Annotated in this window: 15 protein-coding genes and 1 pseudogene; 9 read left to right on the forward strand and 7 right to left on the reverse strand. The window is 72.5% G+C overall.

Going from position 1 to position 22069, the window contains the following annotated elements:
* Positions 1–181 precede the first annotated feature (181 nt).
* From ACF09E_RS13000 to ACF09E_RS13025, 6 genes are all read left to right on the forward strand, one after another.
* A complete protein-coding gene (locus ACF09E_RS13000) occupies positions 182–1828 on the forward strand; it encodes a GspE/PulE family protein (RefSeq protein WP_392205236.1) in 1647 nt (548 codons plus the stop codon).
* A gap of 155 nt (positions 1829–1983) precedes the next feature.
* The gene (locus ACF09E_RS13005; RefSeq protein WP_392205237.1) at positions 1984–3195 is read left to right on the forward strand and encodes a type II secretion system F family protein; all 1212 of its coding nucleotides are present in this window, start codon (positions 1984–1986) and stop codon (positions 3193–3195) included.
* Positions 3192–3626 (forward strand): type II secretion system protein, encoded by a 435-nt coding sequence (locus tag ACF09E_RS13010; RefSeq protein ID WP_392205238.1) that lies wholly within the window; start codon positions 3192–3194, stop codon positions 3624–3626. Before ACF09E_RS13005 ends, ACF09E_RS13010 begins: the two co-directional genes overlap by 4 nt.
* Entirely contained in the window at positions 3623–4147 is a 525-nt protein-coding gene (locus tag ACF09E_RS13015; protein ID WP_392205239.1) for a type II secretion system protein, read from the forward strand. Before ACF09E_RS13010 ends, ACF09E_RS13015 begins: the two co-directional genes overlap by 4 nt.
* The gene (locus ACF09E_RS13020; protein ID WP_392205240.1) at positions 4144–8025 is read left to right on the forward strand and encodes a hypothetical protein; all 3882 of its coding nucleotides are present in this window, start codon (positions 4144–4146) and stop codon (positions 8023–8025) included. The genes ACF09E_RS13015 and ACF09E_RS13020 overlap by 4 nt, the downstream gene beginning before the upstream one ends.
* Positions 8022–9134, forward strand: a complete 1113-nt coding sequence (locus ACF09E_RS13025) for a type IV pilus twitching motility protein PilT (protein WP_392205241.1) — start codon at positions 8022–8024, stop codon at positions 9132–9134. Before ACF09E_RS13020 ends, ACF09E_RS13025 begins: the two co-directional genes overlap by 4 nt.
* Before the next feature lie 43 nt (positions 9135–9177).
* On the opposite strand, the gene ACF09E_RS13030 is transcribed toward ACF09E_RS13025, so the two are convergent.
* The 6 genes and pseudogenes from ACF09E_RS13030 to ACF09E_RS13055 all read right to left on the reverse strand — a co-directional run bounded on the left by ACF09E_RS13030 (position 9178) and on the right by ACF09E_RS13055 (position 15774).
* A complete protein-coding gene (locus ACF09E_RS13030; RefSeq protein WP_392205242.1) occupies positions 9178–9879 on the reverse strand; it encodes a lysoplasmalogenase in 702 nt (233 codons plus the stop codon).
* A gap of 1 nt (position 9880) precedes the next feature.
* On the reverse strand, positions 9881–10699 hold the full coding sequence (locus ACF09E_RS13035) for a sterol desaturase family protein (RefSeq protein WP_392205243.1): 819 nt from the start codon (positions 10697–10699) through the stop codon (positions 9881–9883).
* An 11-nt stretch (positions 10700–10710) separates the two neighbouring features.
* A complete protein-coding gene (locus tag ACF09E_RS13040; protein WP_388800446.1) occupies positions 10711–11430 on the reverse strand; it encodes a FadR/GntR family transcriptional regulator in 720 nt (239 codons plus the stop codon).
* Between the two features lie 231 nt (positions 11431–11661).
* Positions 11662–12171 (reverse strand): AbfB domain-containing protein, encoded by a 510-nt coding sequence (locus tag ACF09E_RS13045; protein WP_392205644.1) that lies wholly within the window; start codon positions 12169–12171, stop codon positions 11662–11664.
* Positions 12160–14493: pseudogene (locus ACF09E_RS13050) on the reverse strand (AbfB domain-containing protein); the annotation flags it as partial. The pseudogene ACF09E_RS13050 and the gene ACF09E_RS13045, both read right to left, overlap by 12 nt.
* Positions 14494–15138: 645 nt before the next feature.
* Positions 15139–15774, reverse strand: coding sequence for a TetR/AcrR family transcriptional regulator (locus tag ACF09E_RS13055; protein ID WP_392205244.1), 636 nt, complete (start codon positions 15772–15774; stop codon positions 15139–15141).
* 61 nt (positions 15775–15835) lie between these two features.
* Between ACF09E_RS13055 and ACF09E_RS13060 the strand changes: the two genes are divergently transcribed.
* The 3 genes from ACF09E_RS13060 (at position 15836) to ACF09E_RS13070 (ending at position 18862) form a co-directional block, all read left to right on the forward strand.
* On the forward strand, positions 15836–16669 hold the full coding sequence (locus tag ACF09E_RS13060) for a class I SAM-dependent methyltransferase (RefSeq protein WP_392205245.1): 834 nt from the start codon (positions 15836–15838) through the stop codon (positions 16667–16669).
* An 84-nt stretch (positions 16670–16753) separates the two neighbouring features.
* The gene (locus tag ACF09E_RS13065) at positions 16754–17335 is read left to right on the forward strand and encodes a hypothetical protein (RefSeq protein WP_392205246.1); all 582 of its coding nucleotides are present in this window, start codon (positions 16754–16756) and stop codon (positions 17333–17335) included.
* Positions 17336–17788: 453 nt separating this feature from the next.
* Positions 17789–18862, forward strand: a complete 1074-nt coding sequence (locus ACF09E_RS13070) for a sugar ABC transporter substrate-binding protein (RefSeq protein ID WP_392205247.1) — start codon at positions 17789–17791, stop codon at positions 18860–18862.
* A gap of 385 nt (positions 18863–19247) precedes the next feature.
* Here the strand turns inward: ACF09E_RS13070 and ACF09E_RS13075 are convergent, their stop codons facing one another.
* On the reverse strand, positions 19248–21782 hold the full coding sequence (locus ACF09E_RS13075; RefSeq protein WP_392205248.1) for a glycoside hydrolase family 9 protein: 2535 nt from the start codon (positions 21780–21782) through the stop codon (positions 19248–19250).
* Between the last annotated feature and the right edge of the window lie 287 nt (positions 21783–22069).

The following is a 22069-nucleotide window of genomic DNA, read 5'->3' on the forward strand; positions in this document are numbered from 1 at the left end:
GGGCGAGGGCGGCACCACCCCGCCCGAGGAAACACGGACCTGCACGGCTTCCGCCGTCCCCGCGGCGTCCTCCCCGACGGGAGGACCGAACACGCCAGGCACCGCTCCCGCGGACACGGCCTCCGCCGGCGGGCCGTCGTCGCCCGCGGACCACGACCGACCGCGCATCGGCGCACTCCTCGTGACACGCGGGCTGCTCACCCCGGCGCAGGTCGACGAGGCCCTCCTCCAGCAGTCGGCCTCCGGCAAGCGGCTCGGCGCCCTGCTCGTCGAGCTCGGCATGGTCGACGAGCGGTCGCTCGTCGAGGCGCTCGCCGTCCAGCTCGACGTCCCCGTGGCGGACCTGGGCCAGAGCGAACCCGACCCCGAGGCCGCGGCCCGGGTACCGGAGGCGATGGCCCGTTCGCTGGGCGTCGTCGCGGTGGAGCGGACCGACGGCACCCTGCTCGTCGCGGCCGGAGACCCGGGCGACCCGCGCCTGCTCGGCGAACTCGGCCGTGCCGTGGCGCCCGACCGGGTGCGGCTCGCGATCGCGGCCCCCTCGGACATCCGGCGCTCGATCGACAGCGCCTACCGGGCGCTGGCCGGGGTCGGCAGCCTGGTCGAGGCCTTCGAGGCGACCGAGTCCGGCCGTGACGCGGCCTCCGGCAGGAGGGTCGTGAGCGAGGACGCGCCGGTCGTCCACCTGGTCAACCTGATGCTCACGCAGGGCCTGCGCGACCGGGCCTCGGACATCCACGTCGAGCCCCACGGCGACCGCGTCCGGGTGCGGTACCGCATCGACGGTGCGCTGCACGACGTGCTGAGCCTGCCGGAGACCATGGGCCCGTCCGTGGTCAGCCGGATCAAGATCATGGCGAACATGAACATCGTCGACCGGCGGCGCCCGCAGGACGGCCAGATCGCCACCGAGATCGACGGCCGGTCGGTCGACATCCGGGTCGCGACGACCCCCACCATCTGGGGGGAGAAGGCGGTCCTCCGACTCCTCGACAGCAACCGCACCCTGCTGCGGCTCGGCCAGCTCGGCATGCCCGCCGCGACCTACGAGCGGTTCGCGTCGCTGCTCCGCTCCCCGTACGGAATGGTCGCCTGCGGGGGGCCGACCGGAAGCGGGAAGACGACCACGCTCTACGCCACGCTCGGCGAGCTGAACCAGAGCGAGCGCAACATCACCACCATCGAGGACCCGGTGGAGTACGTCGTCCCCTCGGTGAACCAGATCCAGATCAACGACCAGGCGGGCATCACGTTCGCGACCGGGCTTCGCTCGATCCTCCGGCAGGACCCCGACGTGATCCTGGTCGGCGAGATCCGGGACGCCGAGACGGCACGGATCGCGGTCGAGTCCGCGCTCACCGGGCACTTCGTCCTGTCGTCCATCCACGCGGCGGACGCCTGCTCGGCGCTGCACCGGTTCACCGACATGGGCATCGAACCGTTCCTGATCACCTCCACCGTCGCCGGGGTGGTCAGTCAGCGACTCGTCCGGCGGATCTGCGACCAGTGCCGTGAGCCCTACCGGCCCGGCGTGGACGAACTGGCCTTCTTCACCGGGGCCGGCGGATCCGCCGACACGGAGTTCTGGCAGGGCCGCGGCTGCAACTTCTGCTCCCGGACCGGATACCAGGAACGGATCGGCGTCTTCGAACTGCTCGTCATGAGCGACGCGGTCACACGCCTCCTCGTCGAGAAGGCTCCGATCGACGCCCTGCGCAGGGCAGCCCGGGAGCAGCGCATGGAGAGCCTCCTCGACGGCGGCGTCCGCCTGGTCGAGGAGGGCACCACGACCGTCGCCGAGATCATGTCGAGCGTGTACGTCGTCTAGGACCGGCCCCGCGTCCGGCTGCGCGCAAACCCGGGCCGCCGGTCCGCGGCCGGGCGCGGCTCCTCCCCTGCCGTGCCTCGTCCCCGTACCGCCGGTCTCCCACCCCCGTATCGACACCACCCACCACCGACCCCGGAAAGCAGGAGAGCATCGGCATGGCCGCGTTCACGTACGTCGCGATCGGCCCGGACGGAAAGCGCGCCACCGGCGCAGTCAAGGGCTCCAGTGTCGACGGCGTGACCGACAGCCTGGTCCGGCAGGGGTACACCGTCCAGTCGGTGAAGGCGGCGGGCCGCGGCCTGCTCCAGTTCGAGATCACCGCCAAGAAGGTCGATCCCGTCGAACTGAGCAACTTCTCCCGCCAGACGGCCACTTTCGTGAAGGCCGGTGTGCCCCTTCTCGACGCGCTGGAGATCATCCGCGCCGAGACGAAGGACCGGAAGCTGCGCGAGGTGATCGGCGACGTCATGGACTCGCTCCGCTTCGGCGAGAGCTTCGCCGGGGCGATGGCCGCGCACGGCAGGGCGCTCCCGCCGTTCTACGTCTCCGTCCTGCGCTCCGCGGAGGCGACGGGTGAACTCGACGTGGTGATGGCCCAGTTGTCCCGCTACATCGACCGTGACGTCGAGGGCCGACGCACCGTCCGCTCCGCGCTGACCTATCCGAGTCTGGTGATGGGCCTGGCGCTGACCGTGGTCCTGGTCCTCGTCGTCTTCGTACTGCCCCGGTTCAAGGCGTTCTTCGAGTCCTTCGACGCGGAACTGCCCCTGCCGACGCGGATCCTGCTCGGCTTCACCGACTTCGTCACGGCCTGGTACCCGGTCCTGCTGGGGGTGCTCGCCGCGGTCGTCGTGGGACTGACCGCCGGTCTGCGGACCGAACGCGGACGGCTCCTGCGGGACCGGTTCCTGCTGGCGACGCCGGTGATCGGCGACGTCGTCCGCTTCATGGTGATCGAACGGTTCTGCCGCATCCTCACCTCGATGATCAAGACCGGTGTTCCCGTCCCGGAGGCCCTGACCCTGTCGGGCGCGGGGGCGAACAACCTGGTGTACGAGCGGTCCATCGACCGGGCCCGTACGGAGATGCTCGAAGGCGGCGGCATCTCCCGGCCCATCGCCCGCACCGGGCTCTTCCCCGGCGCGGTCACCCAGATGATGCGCGTGGGCGAGGAGACCGGAACCCTCGACGACCAGCTGGAGAACGTGTCGGAGTTCTACGAGAAGGAACTCCAGCACAAACTCAAGCGGCTGACCAGCCTGTTCGAACCGACCGTGGTCATCCTGGTCGGAGTCGTCGTCGGATTCGTGGCCGTCGCCCTCCTCTCGGCGATCTACGGCGTCTACAGCCAGGTGGACGTTCCGTGACCGGCCGTACGCGCCGCCTGCCGCGCCGCCGCGGCGAGGAGGGCGAGACGCTGGTCGAGGCTCTCGTCACCGTGGTGCTCCTGGGCACCGCCTTCGTGGCGGTGCTCGGCGGACTCGGCACGGCGATCATGAGCTCGGTGCGGCAGCAGAAGCTCACCACCGCCGACTCGCTCGTCCGCAGCGCCGCCGAGAACGTCCTCGGCGCCCCGTACGTCTCCTGCGCCGGCGGCTACGCGACCCCGAAGCCGCCGCCCGGGTACACCGTGACCGTCGAGGTCGCGTACTGGGACGGGGTGGGCGCGTTCGGGCCCTCGTGCCCGACGCCCGACACCGGGGTGCAGAAGGTCACCGTCACCGTACGGACGACCGGCCCGCGCCCGGTGAGGGACGCGGCGCTCGACGTGGTCAAGCGGGAGTCGATGCCGTCATGACGACACCACATCCCACCGGACGGCCGGAATCGGGGTTCACCCTGACGGAGCTGCTGGTCACGATCGTCATCGTCGGCCTCGTCGGCACGCTCCTGTCCAAGGCGATGATCCTCGGGCTCCGGTTCACCGCGGGCACCCAGACGCGGGTGGCCTCCACCAGTGCGGCGGCCACCCTCAACCGCTACTTCTACGGCGACGTCCACAGCGCCGAGGGCGTCACGACCGGCCCCGCGTGCGGCCTCACCGACGTGATCGTCCGCCTGAGCCGCGCCGGCACCGACGTCGTCTACGCCTACGACCGCCCGACCGGCGCCCTCGACCGGGTGACGTGCACCGGCGGGGACGTCGTCACCACTCCCCTCGGCCGGTTCGACCCCGCCGCGTCGCCCCGCCCGGTGACGCTGCACTGCGGTGCCGAGACCTCGTGCCCCTCACCCATGGAGGTAACGCTGACCGTGCAGAGCGACCCCGCCACTCCCCCGACGGCCCTCACCGCCGTCCGACGATCGAGCCCGTCATGACCGGCCGGCACCCGAAGCGGCCTCTTCCGCGCGGCGACGAACAGGGCGCGACTCTGATCCTGGCACTCGCCTTCCTGGTGGTCTTCGGCCTGGTCACCGTGACCGTCCTGTCCTTCGCCGCCACCGCGCTGAAGGCGACGGGCACCTTCGCCGGCCAGGGCGAGCGGGCCTACAGCGCGGACGGCGCCACGCAGCTGGCGATCGAGGACTTCTCGCGGGGCAATCCGTGCGCCACCTACACCGCCCCGCCGCTCAACGGCCACCGGATGAGCGTCCATTGCGACCCGCTCCACGCGACTCCCGCGAACGCCCGCGCGACCCAGCCCCAGGACGCGCTCCGCACCCTGGGGGAGGCGGCGGGGGACGGCATCCACGTGACCGCCCCGGGCCTGCGGGTGCAGGGCGCCGTCTTCTCCCGCTCGGACATCACCACCGGTGCCGGCGGCTCCATGGTCGTGTCGGGCGACGTGTCCGCCGTCGGCGACTGCTCGCCCGCCGTGTCACAGCCCCGACTGCCACAGGGCCAGCCGCCGTACGCGAGGAGCTGCGCCGACGACACGCCGCCGGCACCCGCCGACGAGACCGTGGGCGCGGACCCGGACCACGCGCCGCCCGCCACGGCCGTCCCGGTGCTGCGCACGGTGCCCGCGTGCCCCGCCCCCGGACGCTGGCTGGTGCGGCTGCAGCCCGGGTACTACGACGACGCCCGCGCCCTGAGCGGCCTCACCGGCGGCGGCTGTCCGAACGTCGTCGTCTGGCTGCAACCGGGCCTCTTCTCCTTCGACTTCACCTTCACCGGAGGCACCGCCGTCTGGACCGTCGACGATCCCACGGTCAGCGTGGTGGGCGGCACGCCGACGGGCTGGGACCCCGAGGCGGCCGCGCGGCCCACCGTCCCCGCTCCGGGTGGTTGCGACACGACACAGCCCGCAGGCGTCGAGCTCATGATGGGCGGCGGCAGCAGGTTCCAGGTCGACCGCGGACACGCCGAACTGTGCGCCCCGGTGACCCCGGGCGCCCAGCGCGTGGCGGTGTACGGGGTCCAGCCGCCGAAACCGTCGCACACGCTGCGGCCGACGGAGGTGCGGACGAACAACGGCTTCGCCGACCCCGTCCACGCCCTGACCGGTGGCGAACGACCGGCCCTCCCCGGCTGTCCACGGCCGACGGGCACCGCGGGCTGCACGGCCGACGCCGCCCTCGACCGGGCGAAGGGCAGGACCGCCTCCCTCCAACTGGCGGGCTTCGCCCCGCGGGTGCCGGCCGGCTCGGTCGTCACCGCCGCGACGTTGCACGTGCGGCACCAGGAGGAGGGGGACCTGGCGGCACCCGGCGCGCTCGAGGTCACCACCGCCGTCGGCGGGGACACCTGCCGCACCGAGGCGCTGCCGCGCCGCACGCGCCTGGCCACGGCGGCGCCGATCGACCTGCTGGGCCCGTGCGGACTCGCCGACCCGTCCCGGTTCACCGGCCTGGCGGTGACCTACACCGCCGCCCTCGACACCGACGGCGCCGCCGCCGTGGCCCGTCTGGACGGCATCTGGATCGAGGTCGCCTACCGCACCCCGACCACGTACAAGCCGACCGCCGTGACCGCGTCGACCGGCTTCATCGCCGCCGGCACCGACCCCCGCGACGCCCTGGAGATCGGCGAGCAGCCGACCCCGTCCGTGGCCGGCGCCGAGCTGACCCGGGCCGCCCCGACGGCGTCGATCACCCTGGCCGGCTTCGGCCGACCGCCCCTGCCCGGTGACGCGAGGATCCGCTCCGCCGTGCTGCGGGTCGTCCACCGGGAGAACGGAGACGCGGCGGCACCCGCCCTCGACGTCACCCCCGCCGGTGGTGGCGGCGGCTGCAACGGGCTGCCGCTCACCGCACGGGCCGAGACGGGCGAGGACCGCGTCGACCTCATGGCCTGCGGCGTCACCGACCCCGCCCGGTTGGCCGGCCTGACCGCGACCTACGCGGTCGGGCTGGCAGCAGGCGGCGCCACGGGCGCCGGCTCCCTGGACGGCATCTGGCTCGAAGTCGTCCACGACCCGCCGCCGCCCCGGCCGGCGACGACCGCCGAGTCGACGACGTTCGACCCGGCGGCGGACGCCCGGGAGATCGACGGCGCCCGGGCGGCACGCGCGGTACTCGACCCGGACACCACGCCGACCGCCGCCATCTCCCTCGGCGGCTTCGACTCCCCCGCGGTGGCGCCCGGCTCGGTCCTGGACGGCGCCGTACTGCGTATCGCACACCGCGAGGAGCCCGGGGCGGCGGGAGGACCACCGCCGACGGCGACGGTCACCCTGACGGGACCCGGACTCCCCCGCTCCTGCACCGTCCCGCGGAGACTGGCCCCGCGTCAGGACGCACCGGTCACCGACACCCTTGACCTGGTGGCCGGCTGCGGGCTGACCGACCCCGCTCAACTGACGGGGCTGGTCGTGACCCACACCGCCACGCTCGGCGACGGCAGCGCCGGCGCCACCGCACACCTCGACGGCATCACCCTGGAACTGGCCCACCGCCCGCCGCTCCCCGTACCGCCCACCGAGGCGACCAGCACCGCGGCACCCGACTCGGCGCACTTCCCCGCCCCGCAGCACGCCCGAGCGATCGACGGCACCACGGCCGACGCGAGCCTCACCGAGGCCGCGCGCTCGGCATCGATCCGGCTGGACGCGTTCGAGCGGCTGCCGCTGCCGGCGGGAGCCGTGATCGACAGGGCCGTCCTGCGCGTCTCGCACCAGGGCGACGACACCAGCCCGGCACCGCCCCCGCCGACGGAGCCCCCCGCCCCACCGGAGCCCCCGACGCCGACGGACCCGCCCACCCCGGCTGAGCCGCCCACGGCGGCGCTGGCCGTCCGCGGCACCGGAACCGCCTGCGACACCGACCACGAGCTGACCGAGCGTCCGCGGACGCTCGGCGTCGACATCGTCGACCTCGGCGCCTGCGGGGTCACGAAGGAGGCCCAGCTGTCCGCCCTCGCGGTCGACTTCGCGGCCCGGCTCGGCACAGGGAGCACCGGCGCCGCCGTCCGCCTCGACGGCGTCGTCCTCGACCTCGTCTTCCGGGCCCCATCCGTGCGAGCCCTGTCCGGCTGCCTCACCACGGGCGGCGACTGCCCCGTCCTGAAGTCCACCGACGACGCCGACACGACCACGCGGCACAGCCGCCTCGTGGTCAACGGCACCGTCTACGCACCGACCGGCGCCGTCGACCTCTCGATGAGCCGGGTCGCCTCCCAGGTCGTCACCCGGGGCATCGTCGCCCGGACCATCGCCCTCGGCATCCGCCCCGCTCCCGGACACCTCCGCCCGGTGGTCGGCATCCCACCGGAACCCGTGCTGTTCACGACGTACCCGGCAGCGAGCGCGAAACCGGCCTCGGTCACCGACCTCAGCGGATTCACCCCGCCGGCCCCCGGCGCCCCGGTCGACGTCACGGACGCCGCCGTCCCCGGCGACGGACGGGCCTCCCTCACCCTCGGCGGCTACGCACAGCGGGCACCGGCCACGACCGCCCCGCTCGACCATGCCGTCCTCCAGGTGGCGCACCACGAGGACGGTGACGTCGAGTCGGTCCGGCTGTCGGTGGACTTCCCCGGCAGCACCTGCACCGGCACCGGTTCTCCGGACCTGCCCGTCCGCCTCGGCACCGGCGGGCCGGTGACCGACCAGGTCGACCTGACGCGATGCGGCCTGACCCGGACCTCGCAGCTGACCGGGCTGACCGTGACCCACACCGTCACCGCCGGGGGCGGCGGAGCGGGCGCGCACCTCGGCGGTGCGCGGATCGATCTGCTGTCCGGCCCCCTCGTCCGGGCCTCGGTGTCCTTCGACGGCCACACGGGCACCGTCACGCGGTGGACGGTCCTGCCATGAGTACGCACACCCCTGGGGAGACCAGCATGTCCGGCCCGAGCTCCACGATGATCGACCATCTCCTCGGCGAGCTCTGGGAGCGGGGTGGCAGCGACCTGCTGCTCACCGCGGGCTCGGCGCCGTTCCTCCGTGTCGACGGCGCCCTGCGCCCGGTCGAGGGGGCCGCGCTGACGGAGCCGGAGGCCGACCGCCTGGTGACGGGGGTACTGGGCCGCGACCTCACAGAGCGGTTCCGCCGGGAGAGGCAGGTCGACTTCGCGTTCAGCTGGGGTGAGCGGGCCCGGCTCCGCGGTAACGCGTACGTGCAGCGCGGTGCCTCCGCCCTGGCGCTGCGGATCATCCCGTTCGACGTGCCGTCGTCCGAACAGCTCGGCCTCCCGCCGGTCGTCGTCGGGTGGGCGCGCGTACCGCGCGGGTTCGTGCTGGTCACCGGACCGACCGGGTCGGGCAAGTCGACGAGCCTCGCGGCGCTCGTCGACCACGTCAACACGCACAGGTCGGTGCACATCCTGACCATCGAGGACCCGATCGAGTACCTGCACCGGCACAAGCGCTCCGCGGTCAGCCAGCGGGAGGTCGGCACCGACACCGACTCGTTCCCCGCCGCGCTCCGCTCGGCGCTGCGGGAGGACCCCGATGTCGTGCTCCTCGGCGAGATGCGCGACCCGGAGAGCATCTCCGCGGCGCTGACGATCGCGGAGACCGGGCACCTGGTGTTCGCGACGCTGCACACCAACGACACCGCGCAGACGCTGGACCGCATCGTCGACGTGTTCCCGGCCGAGCAGCAGCCGCAGGTGCGGCTGCAGTTGGCGCACACGCTGGTCGGCATCCTCAACCAGACGCTCGTCCCCCGGATCGGCGGCGGCCGCGCGGCCGCGTTCGAGGTGCTGGTGGGCACGCCGGCGATCCGGAACCTGATCCGCGAGGGGAAGACCCGTCAGATCCGGAACATGATCGCGACCGGCCACCGGGACGGCATGCAGACGCTGGAGGCCGGCATCGACGCCCTCGTGACGGCGGGAGCGGTCGCGTACGAGGAGGCCGTGCTGTGCACGGCCCACCCCGAGGACATCCGGCGGCCCCCCGTCCCGGCCGGGCGCACCTGACCGCCCGCGCCGGGCGGCCGGGTGCGGCGGCGCGGACGGGTGGTCAGGGCTCGGCCCCGACCCGTGCCCCGGGTTCGGGGCTCGGGCTGCCGGACGCCCGCTCCCGGTGGTCGGTCTCGGCCGCCGTGCGGGCGTCGGCGGTGAACGCGGTCACGAGGAGCACCAGGGCGACCGTGTAGGTGGGCATCACCAGCATGGTGCGGCCGGCGAAGTCGATCCCGGCCGCGCCGAGTCCGATGAGCATGTCGGAGACGAGGAACACGGCGCCGCCCCATGCCGCCCTCGGGCCCTTCACGTGTGCCGTGCCCGCCATGACCACCAGGGCCAGGCTGTACAGCGACAGGGCGACGGCCATCGCCGCGTCGAGGGAGGGGGTGAGCAGGACGACGGCGGCGGTCCACACGGCGAGATAGCCGACGCAGAGCGCCCGCCTCGGGCGCAGGTGCGCCACCGCGCCCGCCCGCACGAAGGCGGTCGTCCAGCAGATCTGGGCACCGAGGAAGCAGGCGAGGCCGATCCCGAACGCGGTGGCTCCGGGGACGAGCAGCGCCACGTCCCCGGCCGTCGCGAAGCCGAGTCCGGCGAGTACGGGGCGGTGGCGCCGGCCGGTGACGCGCCACAGGTGCAGGGCGAGTACGGGGGCGAGCAGGGGTTTGGCGATCCATTCCAGGACCGGCAGGCCGATCACCACGCCGGTGATGTCGACGGCGGCGAGGGCGGCGAAGACCGCGATCAGCAGGGGCACGTCACACCTCGGCCTTAGGGGACCAGCCGGGCGGTCCGAAGAGGTGGCCGGCCCGGTCCCGCCAGCGGCGCGCGGTGCGGACGTCGCGCCAGGTCGCCGCGTACTCGTGGAAGGCGACCCGCACCGGGTTGTACGTGGTGATGTTCTTGGTGAGGCCGTAGACGACCCGTTCGCCCTCCGGCTCGAACGTGCCGAACAGCCGGTCCCAGACGATGAGGATGCCGCCGTAGTTGCGGTCCAGGTACACGTTGTTGGAGCCGTGGTGGACGCGGTGGTGGGACGGTGTGTTGAAGACGTACTCGACGGGTCGCCACAGCTTGTCGACCCGCTCGGTGTGCAGGAAGAACTGGTAGACGAGGCTGAACGACTGCTGGAGCAGGATCATCCACGGCGGGATGCCCAGCAGGGCGAGCGGCAGCCAGAACGGGAGGGTCGTCATCGGCGTCCAGCTCTGCCGCAGGGCGGTGGAGAGGTTGAAGCGGACGCTGGAGTGGTGGACCACGTGGCTCGCCCAGAGGACGCGCACCCGGTGGTGGGCGCGGTGGAACACGTAGTAGGCGAGGTCGTCGGCGAAGAAGAGCAGGACCCACGTCCAGACCGACGACGGCGACCACTCCCAGGGCGAGACGGAGTACAGGGCCGCGTAGGCGAGGACGGCGACGGCCTTCCACGGGAGTCCGACGACCTGGCTTCCGGCGCCCATGGACATGCTGGTCACCGTGTCGCGGACCTCGTAGCCCCGCTCGTCGTCGTCGGGGAGGAACCGGTAGGACAGAGCCTCGACGGCCACCAGCAGGACGAACGCCGGTATCGCGTACATCACGGCGGGTATCACGTCGGCTCACCCGCCCTCTCGACGGCGGCCGGGACGCTGCGGGACAGCAGGTCGCGGGCCAGGCGTTCGGCCTGTTCGGGTTCGCGGGCCGCGATGTGCGCGGCCAGCCGGAGGTGCGCGTCGATGTCGAGGAGTTCGGCGGCCCTCAGGTCGATGGGCCCGTCGGCGACTTCGAGGGTGCCGCCGACCAGGCTGTTGAAGGCCAGGAGGTAGGCGAGGTTTCCCGACCCCTCGACGATCAGCCGCCACCAGGCGATGTCCGCCGCTCCCAGGACGGCCAGGTCGGGTCCGGTCGAGGCGTAGCGGCCCGCTGCCTCCACCACGGCTTCGGCCTGCCGGCGCGAGCAGCGGGCGGCGCACAGCCGGGCGGCGTCGGCGCCGATGCAGGCGCGCATCTCCAGGGCGTCGCGGGCGAGGCCGGGCAGGCCGAGTCCGTCGCCGGCCCGGGCGATGCCGACGGCGAGGTCGAGCCCGGCGGTGTGCCGCCAGTCCAGGACGACGGTCCTGCCGCCGTGGCTGACCTCGATGAGGCGGGCCTGCTGCAGCCGCTTGACCGCCTCGCGTACGGCGTGGCGGTTCACGCCGAATTCGGCGGCCAGGTCGCGCTCGGCGGTCAGGGGGGAGCCGGTGGGCAGGGAGCCGTCGAGGATCTGGTCGCGCAGGACGGCGTAGAGCTGATCGGATACCGACTCGCGCCGGATGGATCGCTGATGCATGGCGAACAGAATCAGTCACGGAAAGCCAGTGGTCAACTGGTTGGACCACTCTGATTCGACGGAGTTCTGGAAGGAGGTTCCGCGGTTGCGGCGGCCGCCGGGGGCGGGGCGGCGCGTTCGCCGCACGGGGGATACGGCCGAGGGGCTGCCGGTCTCCGCCGACGGATTCTGCGGCCGCCCCTCGGCCGACGCGCCGCGCGCACCCGTCGGCGCGCGCGGTGGCTCAGCCGGTCACGGCGCCCACGGGGCTGCTACGGCCCAGCTGCTGTCCGCGGACAGGGTCTGGGGCCGGTTGTACTGGTCGCCGGCACCGTTCCCCGAGGCGATGAACACCTGGGACGCGTAGTGGCGCAGGTACGAGCCCGGGATGTTGATCGATTCGAAGGTGACGCCGGTCCCGCCGAGTCCGGGCCTGGCGCAGAAGGTGGCGTCAGCCCGGAACAGCGCGGAGCCGTCGTCGGGCGCGTTGCGCACCCGGCTGTCGGCGTGGTGGAGGTACTGCCCCGGGTAGTTCACCGACTCGAAGGAGTAGCAGGAGGAGTCGGCGAGGCCGCGCCGCAGGGTGTAGGTCGCGTCCTGCCTGAGCAGACCGCTGCTGCCCGCGTCGACGATCTCCGTGAACGCCAGGCTGTCGGCGTGGCGCAGGTACCGGTCGGTGTGGCCCCACGTGGTCACGCGCAGCGACTGCCGCCGGTCGGTGGGCAGCAGCACGGAGCTGCGCCAGAGCGCCGGCTGGTCCACGGCCCAGGTCGCGTCGGCGGCGAAGGACGTGGCGGTGTCCCAGGCGTTGGGACCGCCGCTGCGGGCGAGGTACACGTGGTCGGCGTAGTGCCGGAGGTACTGGCCGGGATGGTTGAGCGACTCGAACGACGCGCCGCCGGCGGCGAGGCCGGTCCGGGCGCACCAGGTCGCGTCCGCGGCGAACGGGCCGCCGGTGTCCGCGTCGATGCGTACGCGGCTGGAGGCGTGGCGGAGGAAACGGCCCGGCTGGTCGACCGATTCGAACGAGTGGCAGCGCGGATCGGCCAGTCCCGGCACGGTGCGGAAGGAGGCGTCCTGCCGGGCGCCGTCGGCGGATGAGGGGCTCAGCACGTCGGTGCGGGCGAGGGAGTCGGCGTGCCGCAGGTAGCGGTCGGTGTGGCCGGGGGTGGTCACCTTGAACGAGCGGACGTGGCCCGGCGTGAGCGGCACGGCGGAGTTGAGGTTGCGCGAGGCGGCGATGAGGGCGGAGTGCGCCTGGCGCAGTTGTCCGGTGTCGACCTTCTGCACCTGGCGGTCGTAGCTCAGCAGGCCGTTGTACTCGCCCTCCACGTCGGTGATCTCGGTGTAGACGGAGGCGGAGAGGCCCTTGGTGGTCATCAGCTGCTGCACGTCCCGGACCATGCCGGTGTAGCGGTCGTTCAGCTGCTCGCGGCTGAAGACCTGCTCGTAGGCGAAGAACCGGCCGTCGGGGCTGTACTCGTGACCGGGTGTGCGGAGTCCGATGCCGCCGAACTCGCCGAGGACGGAGACGCGGGTGTCGGAGGGTCGTGGGGCGTCGGGGCCGGTGTAGACGTGCCAGTCGATGATGTCACCGGTGCCCGGATCGCCCTTCGAGGCACAGCAGTTGTACCCGCTGTGCGCGTTCATCAGACGGGTCGGGTCGTGGTTCTCCAGGTCGGTGGTGATCCGGCGGGTGGCCGCGAGGTCCCATTCGCCCCAGCCCTCGTTGAACGGCACGTAGGTGACGACGGCCGGTGAGAAGCGGTGCTCGTCGATGATCTCCCGCGCCTCGGTCTCCAGTTGGGCGATCTGGGCGGGGGTGCGGTCGGCGTCGAACGCCGGTGTGGACGGGATGTCCTGCCACACCAGGAGTCCGAGCCGGTCGGCGTGGTAGTACCAGCGGGCGGGTTCCACCTTGATGTGCTTGCGCACCATGTTGAAGCCCAGGTCCTTGTGCTTCTGCAGGTCGAAGGCGAGGGCCGCGTCGGTGGGCGCGGTGTAGAGGCCGTCCGGCCAGAACCCCTGGTCGAGGGTACCCACCTGGAACACGAACTCGCCGTTCAGGGTGGGGCGCATGACCCCGTTGACGAGCTTCTTGCCGATCTCGCGCATGCCGAAGTAGCTGGTGACGCTGTCGACGGCGGCGCCGGAGGCGTTGCGCAGGGTGACCCGCAGGTCGTACAGGAAGGGGTCGTCCGGGGACCATCGGCGGGCGTCGGGCACCGGGACGGAGAACTCGGTGAAGGCACCGGTGGCGCGGCCGACCACGGTGGATCCGGAGACCGCCTCGGCGAGCACGGTGTGGCCGGAGACGTCGCCGCGGGTGAAGACGCGGACCCGTGCGGCGCCGGCCGCCAGGTCGGGCTTGATGTCGACGGAGTAGACGGAGGACGTGGGGGTGGGCTCCATCCAGACGGTCTGCCAGATTCCCGAGGTGGGGGTGTAGAAGATTCCGCTGGGGTTGTTGACCTGCTTGCCGACGGGCTGCTTCTCACCGCGTCCGTCGGTGGGGTCGTAGACGCGGACGATCAGTTCGTTCGTACCGCCGTTGAGCTGTGGCGTGATGTCGACCTCGAACCGGTCGTAGCCGCCCTTGTGGCTGGTGACCCGGGTGCCGTTGACCCAGACGGTGGCCTCGTAATCGACGGCTCCGAAGTGCAGTTGCACCCGCTTGCCGTTCCAGTTCTGCGGCACGGTGAAGGTGCGCTTGTAGAACATGAGGTCGCGGTTGTCGTTGCGCATGATGCCCGACAGCGCGGACTCCACCGGGTAGGGCACGAGGATGCGTTCCGGCAGGGTCTGTCCGACGGGCGGCGCGGCGTTGCGGTCGACGTTGCCCGAGGCGTCGGTCGGCGGGTTGAGGAACTGCCACTCCCCGTTGAGGGACTGCCAGTCCGGCCGGGTCATCTGCGGGCGGGGGTACTCGGGAAGGGGGGCGGTCGTGGACACCTGGCTGGTCCAGGGTGTGGTCAGGGGCGGTGTCTTGGGGGTGACGGCGGCGGCCGTGCCGGTGAGACCGGCGAGGAGAAGCCCTCCGGCCAGCAGGCACAGCACCGCGAGGAGGGAGGTGATGCGTCGCATGGAACTCCTTCGTGCAGGACGACGCGCGGAGTCCGGTGCACCGCGCGGCCGTTCGGGCAGGGCGGTGGTGGGAGTCCGAGCGGTGGGCGAGCGAAGGGGACGCGGGCTGTGGACCCCGCTCGACGACGCCGGCACAGGGCCCCGGAGCCGAAGTGCGGGGAACGTAGCACGAAACAGATACCAACGGAAACACTCAAGAACACTCAACTGCCCTGACAAGCAGTCGACTTGAGGTGACGCCGGAGACCACTCGGCCGGTGGCGGCACATGCCGGGCACGGCGCACGGAGAGCGCGCGGACGGAGTGCGGGTGGGATGCGGGTCGCGTTCGCGGACCGGACCACCCGCCCTGACGTGGGCAGTCACGGTCGCACGACCACGCCCCACGCAGGGCTCGACCCGAACACGGGGGCCTGCGTCCCGAGCACGGAGCCCCGCCCCCTGTGCGCGGAGTCTGGACAGGCGGCGGAGGCCGTGCTGTCATTCGCTGACGGAGGCTTTCCAACGTTGAAAGGAGCGTCAGACACCGGGCTTCGGACCGCGGCGGACGACACGACCGCCACCTGTGGACGGTCCGACGCCCCACTCATCCCTACGAGCAAGGGGCAGCGTCACGACAGGACCGGACAGCCCCGACGACCACTGATCAGAGCGCGTCGTCGACCACGAGCTGCGCACGAAGGGTGCCGTACGCCCACTGCTCCCACTTCGCCGGCGGCCACGCGCGGTCACGGGTGAAGACGAGGAAGAGCTCGGGGCTGAGGACCGCGTAGAGGATGTCCGCCGCTTCGCTGACAGGCAGGCCACGGCGGGCTCCGGGCTTCTCCATCAGGGAGCGGGCCGCCGTCGAGATCACCGTGTACCGCGGGTCGGCCCGGTCGGGCCACAGTGCGCGGATCTCCGGGTTGGTCGCCGTCGCCGCCCGGACCATCTCGTTGACGGCCGCGACGCGTTCGAGCGTCCTGCGGGTCTCCGCGGTCAGCGCGACGAGGGCCGCATCCGCGGTGGACGCGGCCATGACCTCCGCGAACCAGGGCCGGTCCATCGTCGGCACGGGCTCGTCGTCGCCCGCGATCGCCACGTCGACGAGCGCCTTGAGCAGCGAGGGCTTGTTACGGAAGACGAAGTAGATCGTCTGCACGGCCACGCCCGCCCGGTCGGCGATCTCCTGCAGCTTGGTGGCACCGTACCCCTGCTCGACGAAGAGCTCCCCGGCCGCCTCGATGATCCGCCGCCGCGTCTCCTGAGCCCTGCCGCCCCGCTTCCCCTTGCCTTCACCCATGACGGGAGCCTATATCTAGAGGTGAACTCTAGAGACCGACTCTAGTTACGGGAGGCGATCCGTGCAGACGTACGCGAACCGTCAGCAGGCCGCGGCATGGAACGACTGGGAGGGCGCCCTCTGGGCCGAGCACCCCGCGCGCTACGACGGGATGATGGGCGGCTTCAACGCACCTCTGTTCGCCGCCGCCGGCATCGCGGCTACGGACCGGGTCCTCGACGTGGGCTGCGGCACCGGGCAGACCACCCGCCTGGCCGCGCGCCGGGCACGGGACGGCCACGCCGTGGGGATCGACCTGTCCGCGCCGATGCTGGCACGGGCCCGGCGGGACGCCGAGACGGAAGGGCTGGCGAACGTCACCTTCGAGCAGGGCGACGCACAGGTGCACCCGCTCCCCGACGGAGGCTTCGACGTCCTCATCAGCCGCGGCGGCGTCATGTTCTTCGGCGACCACGTCGCCGCCTTCACCCATCTCCGGCGCGCGCTCGCGCCCGCCGGGCGCCTCGCCTTCCTCTGCCCGCACCCCGCGGACCCGGACGGCGCCTACGCCCGCGCGACGGCCGCGCTCTCGCCGTACCTTCGCGAGGCGTCCCCGGCCTCCACGGGCATGGGATCGCTCCTCGATCCCGAGCGCATCCGCCACGTGCTCGCCGACAGCGGATTCGGCGACGTGGAGGTGGCACCCCACGAAGCGCCCATGGCCTTCGGCGCCGACGCGGAGGACGCCGCCGACTTCCTCTTCTCCATGGGACCGACCCGCCACAACCTCCGCGACGTCGCCCCGGAGACCGTCACCCGCATCCGCGCCGAAGTACAGGATGCGCTGCGGGAGTTCGAGTCGCCGGACGGCGTTCGCATCGGCGGAGCCGTCTGGATGGTCACGGCGACGGCTTGAACCCTCCCGCACGCTCCTTACCGAGGGCACATCCCGTCCCGTGCACCATGACCAGAGAGTGGTCACCTGTCATCAAGGAGCAACGTGCGCAGCCCTGTTCGCCTCGGAAGCCGGCACTCGAACGTCCCCCCGGATGCGGTGGGGCCGTCGGAGACGTCGGAGAAGGGCCCGGTCGGCCGTTCCTCCGAACGCCGGGACACTCCCCCGCGGCGGTCCCGGCTTCCGGTCCGGCTCCGCCTCACCATGCTGTACGGCGGGACGTTGTTCCTCGTCGGCGGTCTCCTGCTGGCGATCGTCTCCACGCTCAGCGCGCAGACGATCCGAGAGGGCGGCGACCCGCCGTTCTCGCTCGGCCCGGGCAGCACCGTGCAGCTGACCGGCCCCCCGTGTCCCGGTCAGGACGCGGCACGGTCCGGACCGCCGGCCGCCGACCCGGTGGACACGTGCGCGTCCCGGAGCCGGGAGCCGGTCCTGGACGGCCTCCGCCGCACGTCCGCCGTCGCCCTGCTCGGCCTGGCCGTCCTCGCCTCGGCCTTCGGGTACGTCATGGCGGGCCGGGTGCTCGCTCCGGTCGGCCGGATCACCGGGGCCGCGCGCCGACGGGCCCACCTCCACGACCCCCACCCGGTCTCCTCCGCCCCGGAGACTCCCGCACGCCGACCGTGACGGCCGAGACCGACGGCAGATGACGGTGACCGGGGCCTCGTGCGACGGGCAGGACCGCAAGGTCGCACTCGGGGCGGGCCTCGTCGCCACCGCGGGCCCCGCCGCCCGGCTCTCCGCCCGGTAGCGACCGAGCGGGCTTCCTGGGCCGGTGGGCCTGCCGTGATCCGAGCCGGTATCTCAGGATGGCGGAAAAGGTTCGGGGGAGCTCCGGTCCAGCCACCCGCCGACCCCGTCCTCCCGGGTGGCACGGCCCCCGCGGACCGCGCCCCGCAGTGTCCTCGTCCGGCGGTGGGCGCCCTAGCATACGCACCCCCCTTGCATTCACCCACATAATGGTGAACACCGTTGCCATCTCGTTAAACGTTTACTTCTTGACGCCAATATGTCGGCCGAGCTTGACTTCGTGCCACCTCGGCCGCAATGTCGCGGCCTCGTCAGGGAGGCAACCCTCAGATGAACGCAATGACGCGTCACGCCGTCGTCGCCGCGGCCGCGGCCTCGATGGCGCTCTCGCTCGCCGCCTGCGGCGGCGACGCAGGCAGTGACGAGAGCGCCGACAAGGGCAGCTCGACCAAGATCGGTCTGCTCCTTCCGGAGAACAAGACCTCGCGGTACGAGGCGCTGGACAGACCGAAGTTCGAGGAGGCCGTCAGAGGCACGTGCCTCGACTGCGAGATCGTCTACAACAACGCGGTCTCCGACGTCGTCAAGCAGAAGCAGCAGTTCGACCAGCTGATCGCAGGCGGCGTGCGGGTCATCGCGCTCGACCCGGTCGACGCGACCAAGGCCGCCGGCTGGGTCAAGGAAGCCAAGGGCAAGAACAAGAGCCTCAAGATCGTCGCGTACGACCGCGCGATCGCGGGCGCCGACGCCTACGTCAGCCACGACAACACCAAGGTGGGCGAGCTCCAGGGCGAGGCGCTCCTCGCCGCCCTCGGCGACAAGGCGTCCGAGGCCGACGTCGTGATGATCAACGGCGACGAGAAGGACCCGAACGCCGGACAGTTCAAGGAGGGCGCGCACAACGCCCTCGACGGCAAGGTCGGCAAGATCGCCTTCGAGGCGTCCGGCGAGTGGGACCCGAAGGTCGCCGGCGAGAAGATGTCCGCCGCGATCTCGAACCTCGGCAAGGACAGGATCGACGCGGTCTACTCGGCCAACGACGGCATGGCCGGCGGCATCATCACGTCCCTCGACAACGCCGGGATCAAGCGGATCCCCGTCGGCGGCCAGGACGCCGAGAAGGCCGCCATCCAGCGCATCATCGCCGGTACCCAGACCTTCACCGTGTACAAGAGCCCCCTGGAGCTCGCGCCCAAGGCCGCCGAGGTCGCGGTGGACCTCCTGATGGACCTGCCGCTCCGCGCCAAGAGCGAGGTGAACGGCATCCCCTCGCACCTCCTCGACCCCGTCATCGTCGACAAGACCAACATCCAGAGCACGGTCGTCTCCGAAGGCATCTACACCGCCGAGGACCTCTGCACCGACGATCTCGCCGAGAAGTGCGCCAAGCTCGGCATCAAGTGACACGGGACGCACGCGGCCGTGGCGACGGGGCCTTCCGCCCCCGTGCACGGGACTGATACCCGAGGGGGAGGGCGGGCAGGTACGAGGAGCCGAGAATGTGCGGGGCTGCTCGTACAAGACCTGAAGACGGGGAACGTCGGGCCGGGGATGGCCCAAGTGCGGTTTCCCCTCCGGCCTTTCGGACTCCTCCCCGCCGCCTCCCCCACCGGGCACCCCTCCGTCCAGAGGTGGCGCGCGTGGCGCGATGTGAGCGGTCCTCGCAGAAGGCGGCGGATTCGTCAGTCCGTGGCCTCCTACGCCCCGACACCCCCTGAACAGCGTCCCCGCCGACCCGCGGGGACGCTGCCGTCGGCCGGGGCCGACATGGGGAGGCGGAGTACGGGCCTCAGATGCAGGTCGCGCCGTTCACGGTGAAGCGTGTGGGTGCCGGGTTCGTGCCCGAGTGCGTCGCCTGGAAGCCGAAGGACGTGCTCGCCCCCACTGCCAGCACGCCGTTCCACCCGGCGTCCCGGGCGGTCGCGTTGCCGCCCGACTGGCTCACCGTCGCGTTCCAGGCTCCGGTGACCTTCTGGTCCCCGGCGAAGCTCCACCCGAGGGTCCAGCCGGAGATCGCCGTGGTGCCCGTGTTCCTCACGTTCACCGTTGCCGTGAAGCCGTTGCTCCACTCGCTCTCCACCCGGTACGTCACCGCGCAGGACGCCCCCGGCGACGGCGCGTCGTCGTCCACCTCCGTCGCGGTGAAGGTCGCCGTCGAGACGCCGGGGCCGCCCGCGGTGAACGTCGCGCTGCCGGGGACCGTGTCACCGTCCTGTGCGGCGGAGACGGCGACCCGCTGCGCGGTGGCCCAGTCGGCCGGCGTGAAGACCAGCGTGGTGCCCGCCGTCGCCGTCAGGTCCTGGTCTCCGGAGGTGCGTGCCACCGTCACCGTGACGTCCTGCGCGGGTGCGACCGACAGGCGTACGCTCGCGGCCGCGGTGCCCCCTTCGGGCACGGCCAGTGCGGCGGGCGTCACCTGCACCGCGGTCGTCTCCGGAGCTCCGCGCCGCTCCGCGGCGAAGGCCGCCAGCCACGCGAGCGCGGAGTTCCAGTTGATGGCCACCTCGTTGGTGGAGTACGAGCCGATGTCGTCGATGTAGCACGCGGCCGGGGCGCAGCCGTTGAGCCGCTCCTTCGCCACCGGGTCCTCGAGCCCCGCGTTCGGCCCGCCCGCGAACGAGCCCGCCGGCGGGTGCGGCAAAGAGGCGTCGTTCTGACGGGCCCAGAAGCGGTGGTGCTGGTTCTCCGAGGCCCGTTCGCCGTAGCCGGTGACGTAGGAGTGGTCCAGGGCGTTGCGCCCGAGCAGATAGTCCAGGGACTCCAGGGCTCCCGCGCGGTAGCGCTGCGCTCCGGTGATCTCGTGCGCGACGGCGAGGAGGATCGCGTTGTTGGCGACCGCGCTGTTGGATCCCCACCCGTAGCCGGTGGCGGGGATCGGCACGGCGTAGCCTCCGGCGGCCATCGTGGAGAGGTGCCCGTCGGCGGCCGCGGTCAGCAGGCCCCGTACCCGGGCCACGTCGTCGGCGGGCAGCGGCACACCGGGGACGGTGGCGAGGGTGATCCGTCCGAGGGTGGCCGTACCGCCCCACCAGAACGAGTCCGCGGGCTTCGCGTGGTGGGCGGAGGAGGTCACCGCGTCGCGGTACCGGCTCTCCCCGGTCGTCGCGAGCAGTTCGGCCGCGGCCCAGTAGAACTCGTCCGAGACGTCCGTGTCGTCGTACGCCCCGCCGCCGGCGTTGTCCGAAGCGGGGGCGAGCGCGTCGGGTCGGGCCACCGCCGCCGCCCAGCCCCGGCGGGCGCTGTCCAGGCAGCGGTCGGCGAACGCTCGGTCGTAGGGCGCGTACACCCGGGCGCACTGGGCGCCCACGGCCGCCAGGTTCAGCGTGGCCGCGGTCGAGGGGCGGTGCAACTCTCGTGTCTTGTCGTCGAGTTCGGGACGGGTCGGCAGACCGGTCCACTCGGTGTCGTGCATCTTGTGGAAGGCCATGCCCGCCGACGGCTTCCCGGCCGGGACCTGCATCCGCATCAGGAACTCCAGCTCCCAGCGGGCCTCGTCCAGGACATCCGGCACGCCGTTGCCGCGTTCGGGCAGACGCAGCGTCGAGTCGCCGAGGGCCTGGTCACCGCCCGAGCGGCGGGCCCGTTCGTAGGAGTTGACCACCTGCCAGGTCGCGATCCCACCGTTGACCACGTACTTGCCCTGGTCGCCCGCGTCGTACCAGCCGCCGCGGACGTCCAGCCGGTAGTCGCACACCCCGGGCACGCAGGGGACGCTCGTGTCGCCCTTGTTCGGGGCCACGCCCAGGTGTCCGGCGGGACGGGCGTACGCGCTGCCCGCGAGTCCGGCGTCGATCGCGATGCCGCTGCGCTGCTGGTAGAAGAACGACATGGCGTCGGCGCGCAGGCCGTCGTAGAGCGCGGCGGAGATGTCGAAGGCGTGACTGGCCTGACCGCCGACCGCCAGGGTGAAGCCCGTTCCGGTGCCGGCGTAGCCGCCGAAGTCCACCAGGTGCGTCGACTGGCCGGACGCCTGGTCGGCGCCTCGCACCGCCGTCGTCCCCGATGCGACCTGCGCGCCGGAGGCGTCGCGGAGCTGCCAGGCGAGCGGAGCCGTGGCCGAGCTGACCAGGGTGGCCCGCTTCGGGCCGTCCGGAAGATATCCGAGCTGGTTGACGCGGACCGGGAAGTCGGAGGGGGCCGCGAGGGCGGCTCTGCCGGCCGCGCCGGCGGGGTCCGACCCGAGGGCGTGACCGGTCAGGGAGCCGGCGGCGAGGGCGAGACCGGTGAGCACGAGGGCAGCGCGGCGTAACGCGCTGAGGCTGAGAGCAGGCAAGTGTGGGGGCCTTCCGTGAGGGGGGTTACGGAGCGATGGGAGCGCTCCCATCCGCCATGAAGCCAGTGGCCGACGCACCCCGTCAAGAGACCTGCGGGGAAAGGCCGTTGACCCGGCGGCGGTCGACGCAGGCGATCACGGCGCGCGCGACAGGTGACCGCAGGGGCGACCGGGTCGACGGGATCTGCCCCGAAGGCCGCCCAGGAGGGCGGACCGCCCGCCGTGCGGCCCTCATCGCCGGGAACCGCCCCGACCCGCCGAAAGCCCCGCGCGCCCACACCTGTTCGGGGTCGCCCCGGACGGCGCCGACGACCCGAACGGGGCCGCCGAAGCCGTTC

The sequence above is a fragment of the Streptomyces sp. NPDC014891 genome (genome assembly GCF_043081085.1).
Taxonomy (GTDB): domain Bacteria; phylum Actinomycetota; class Actinomycetes; order Streptomycetales; family Streptomycetaceae; genus Streptomyces.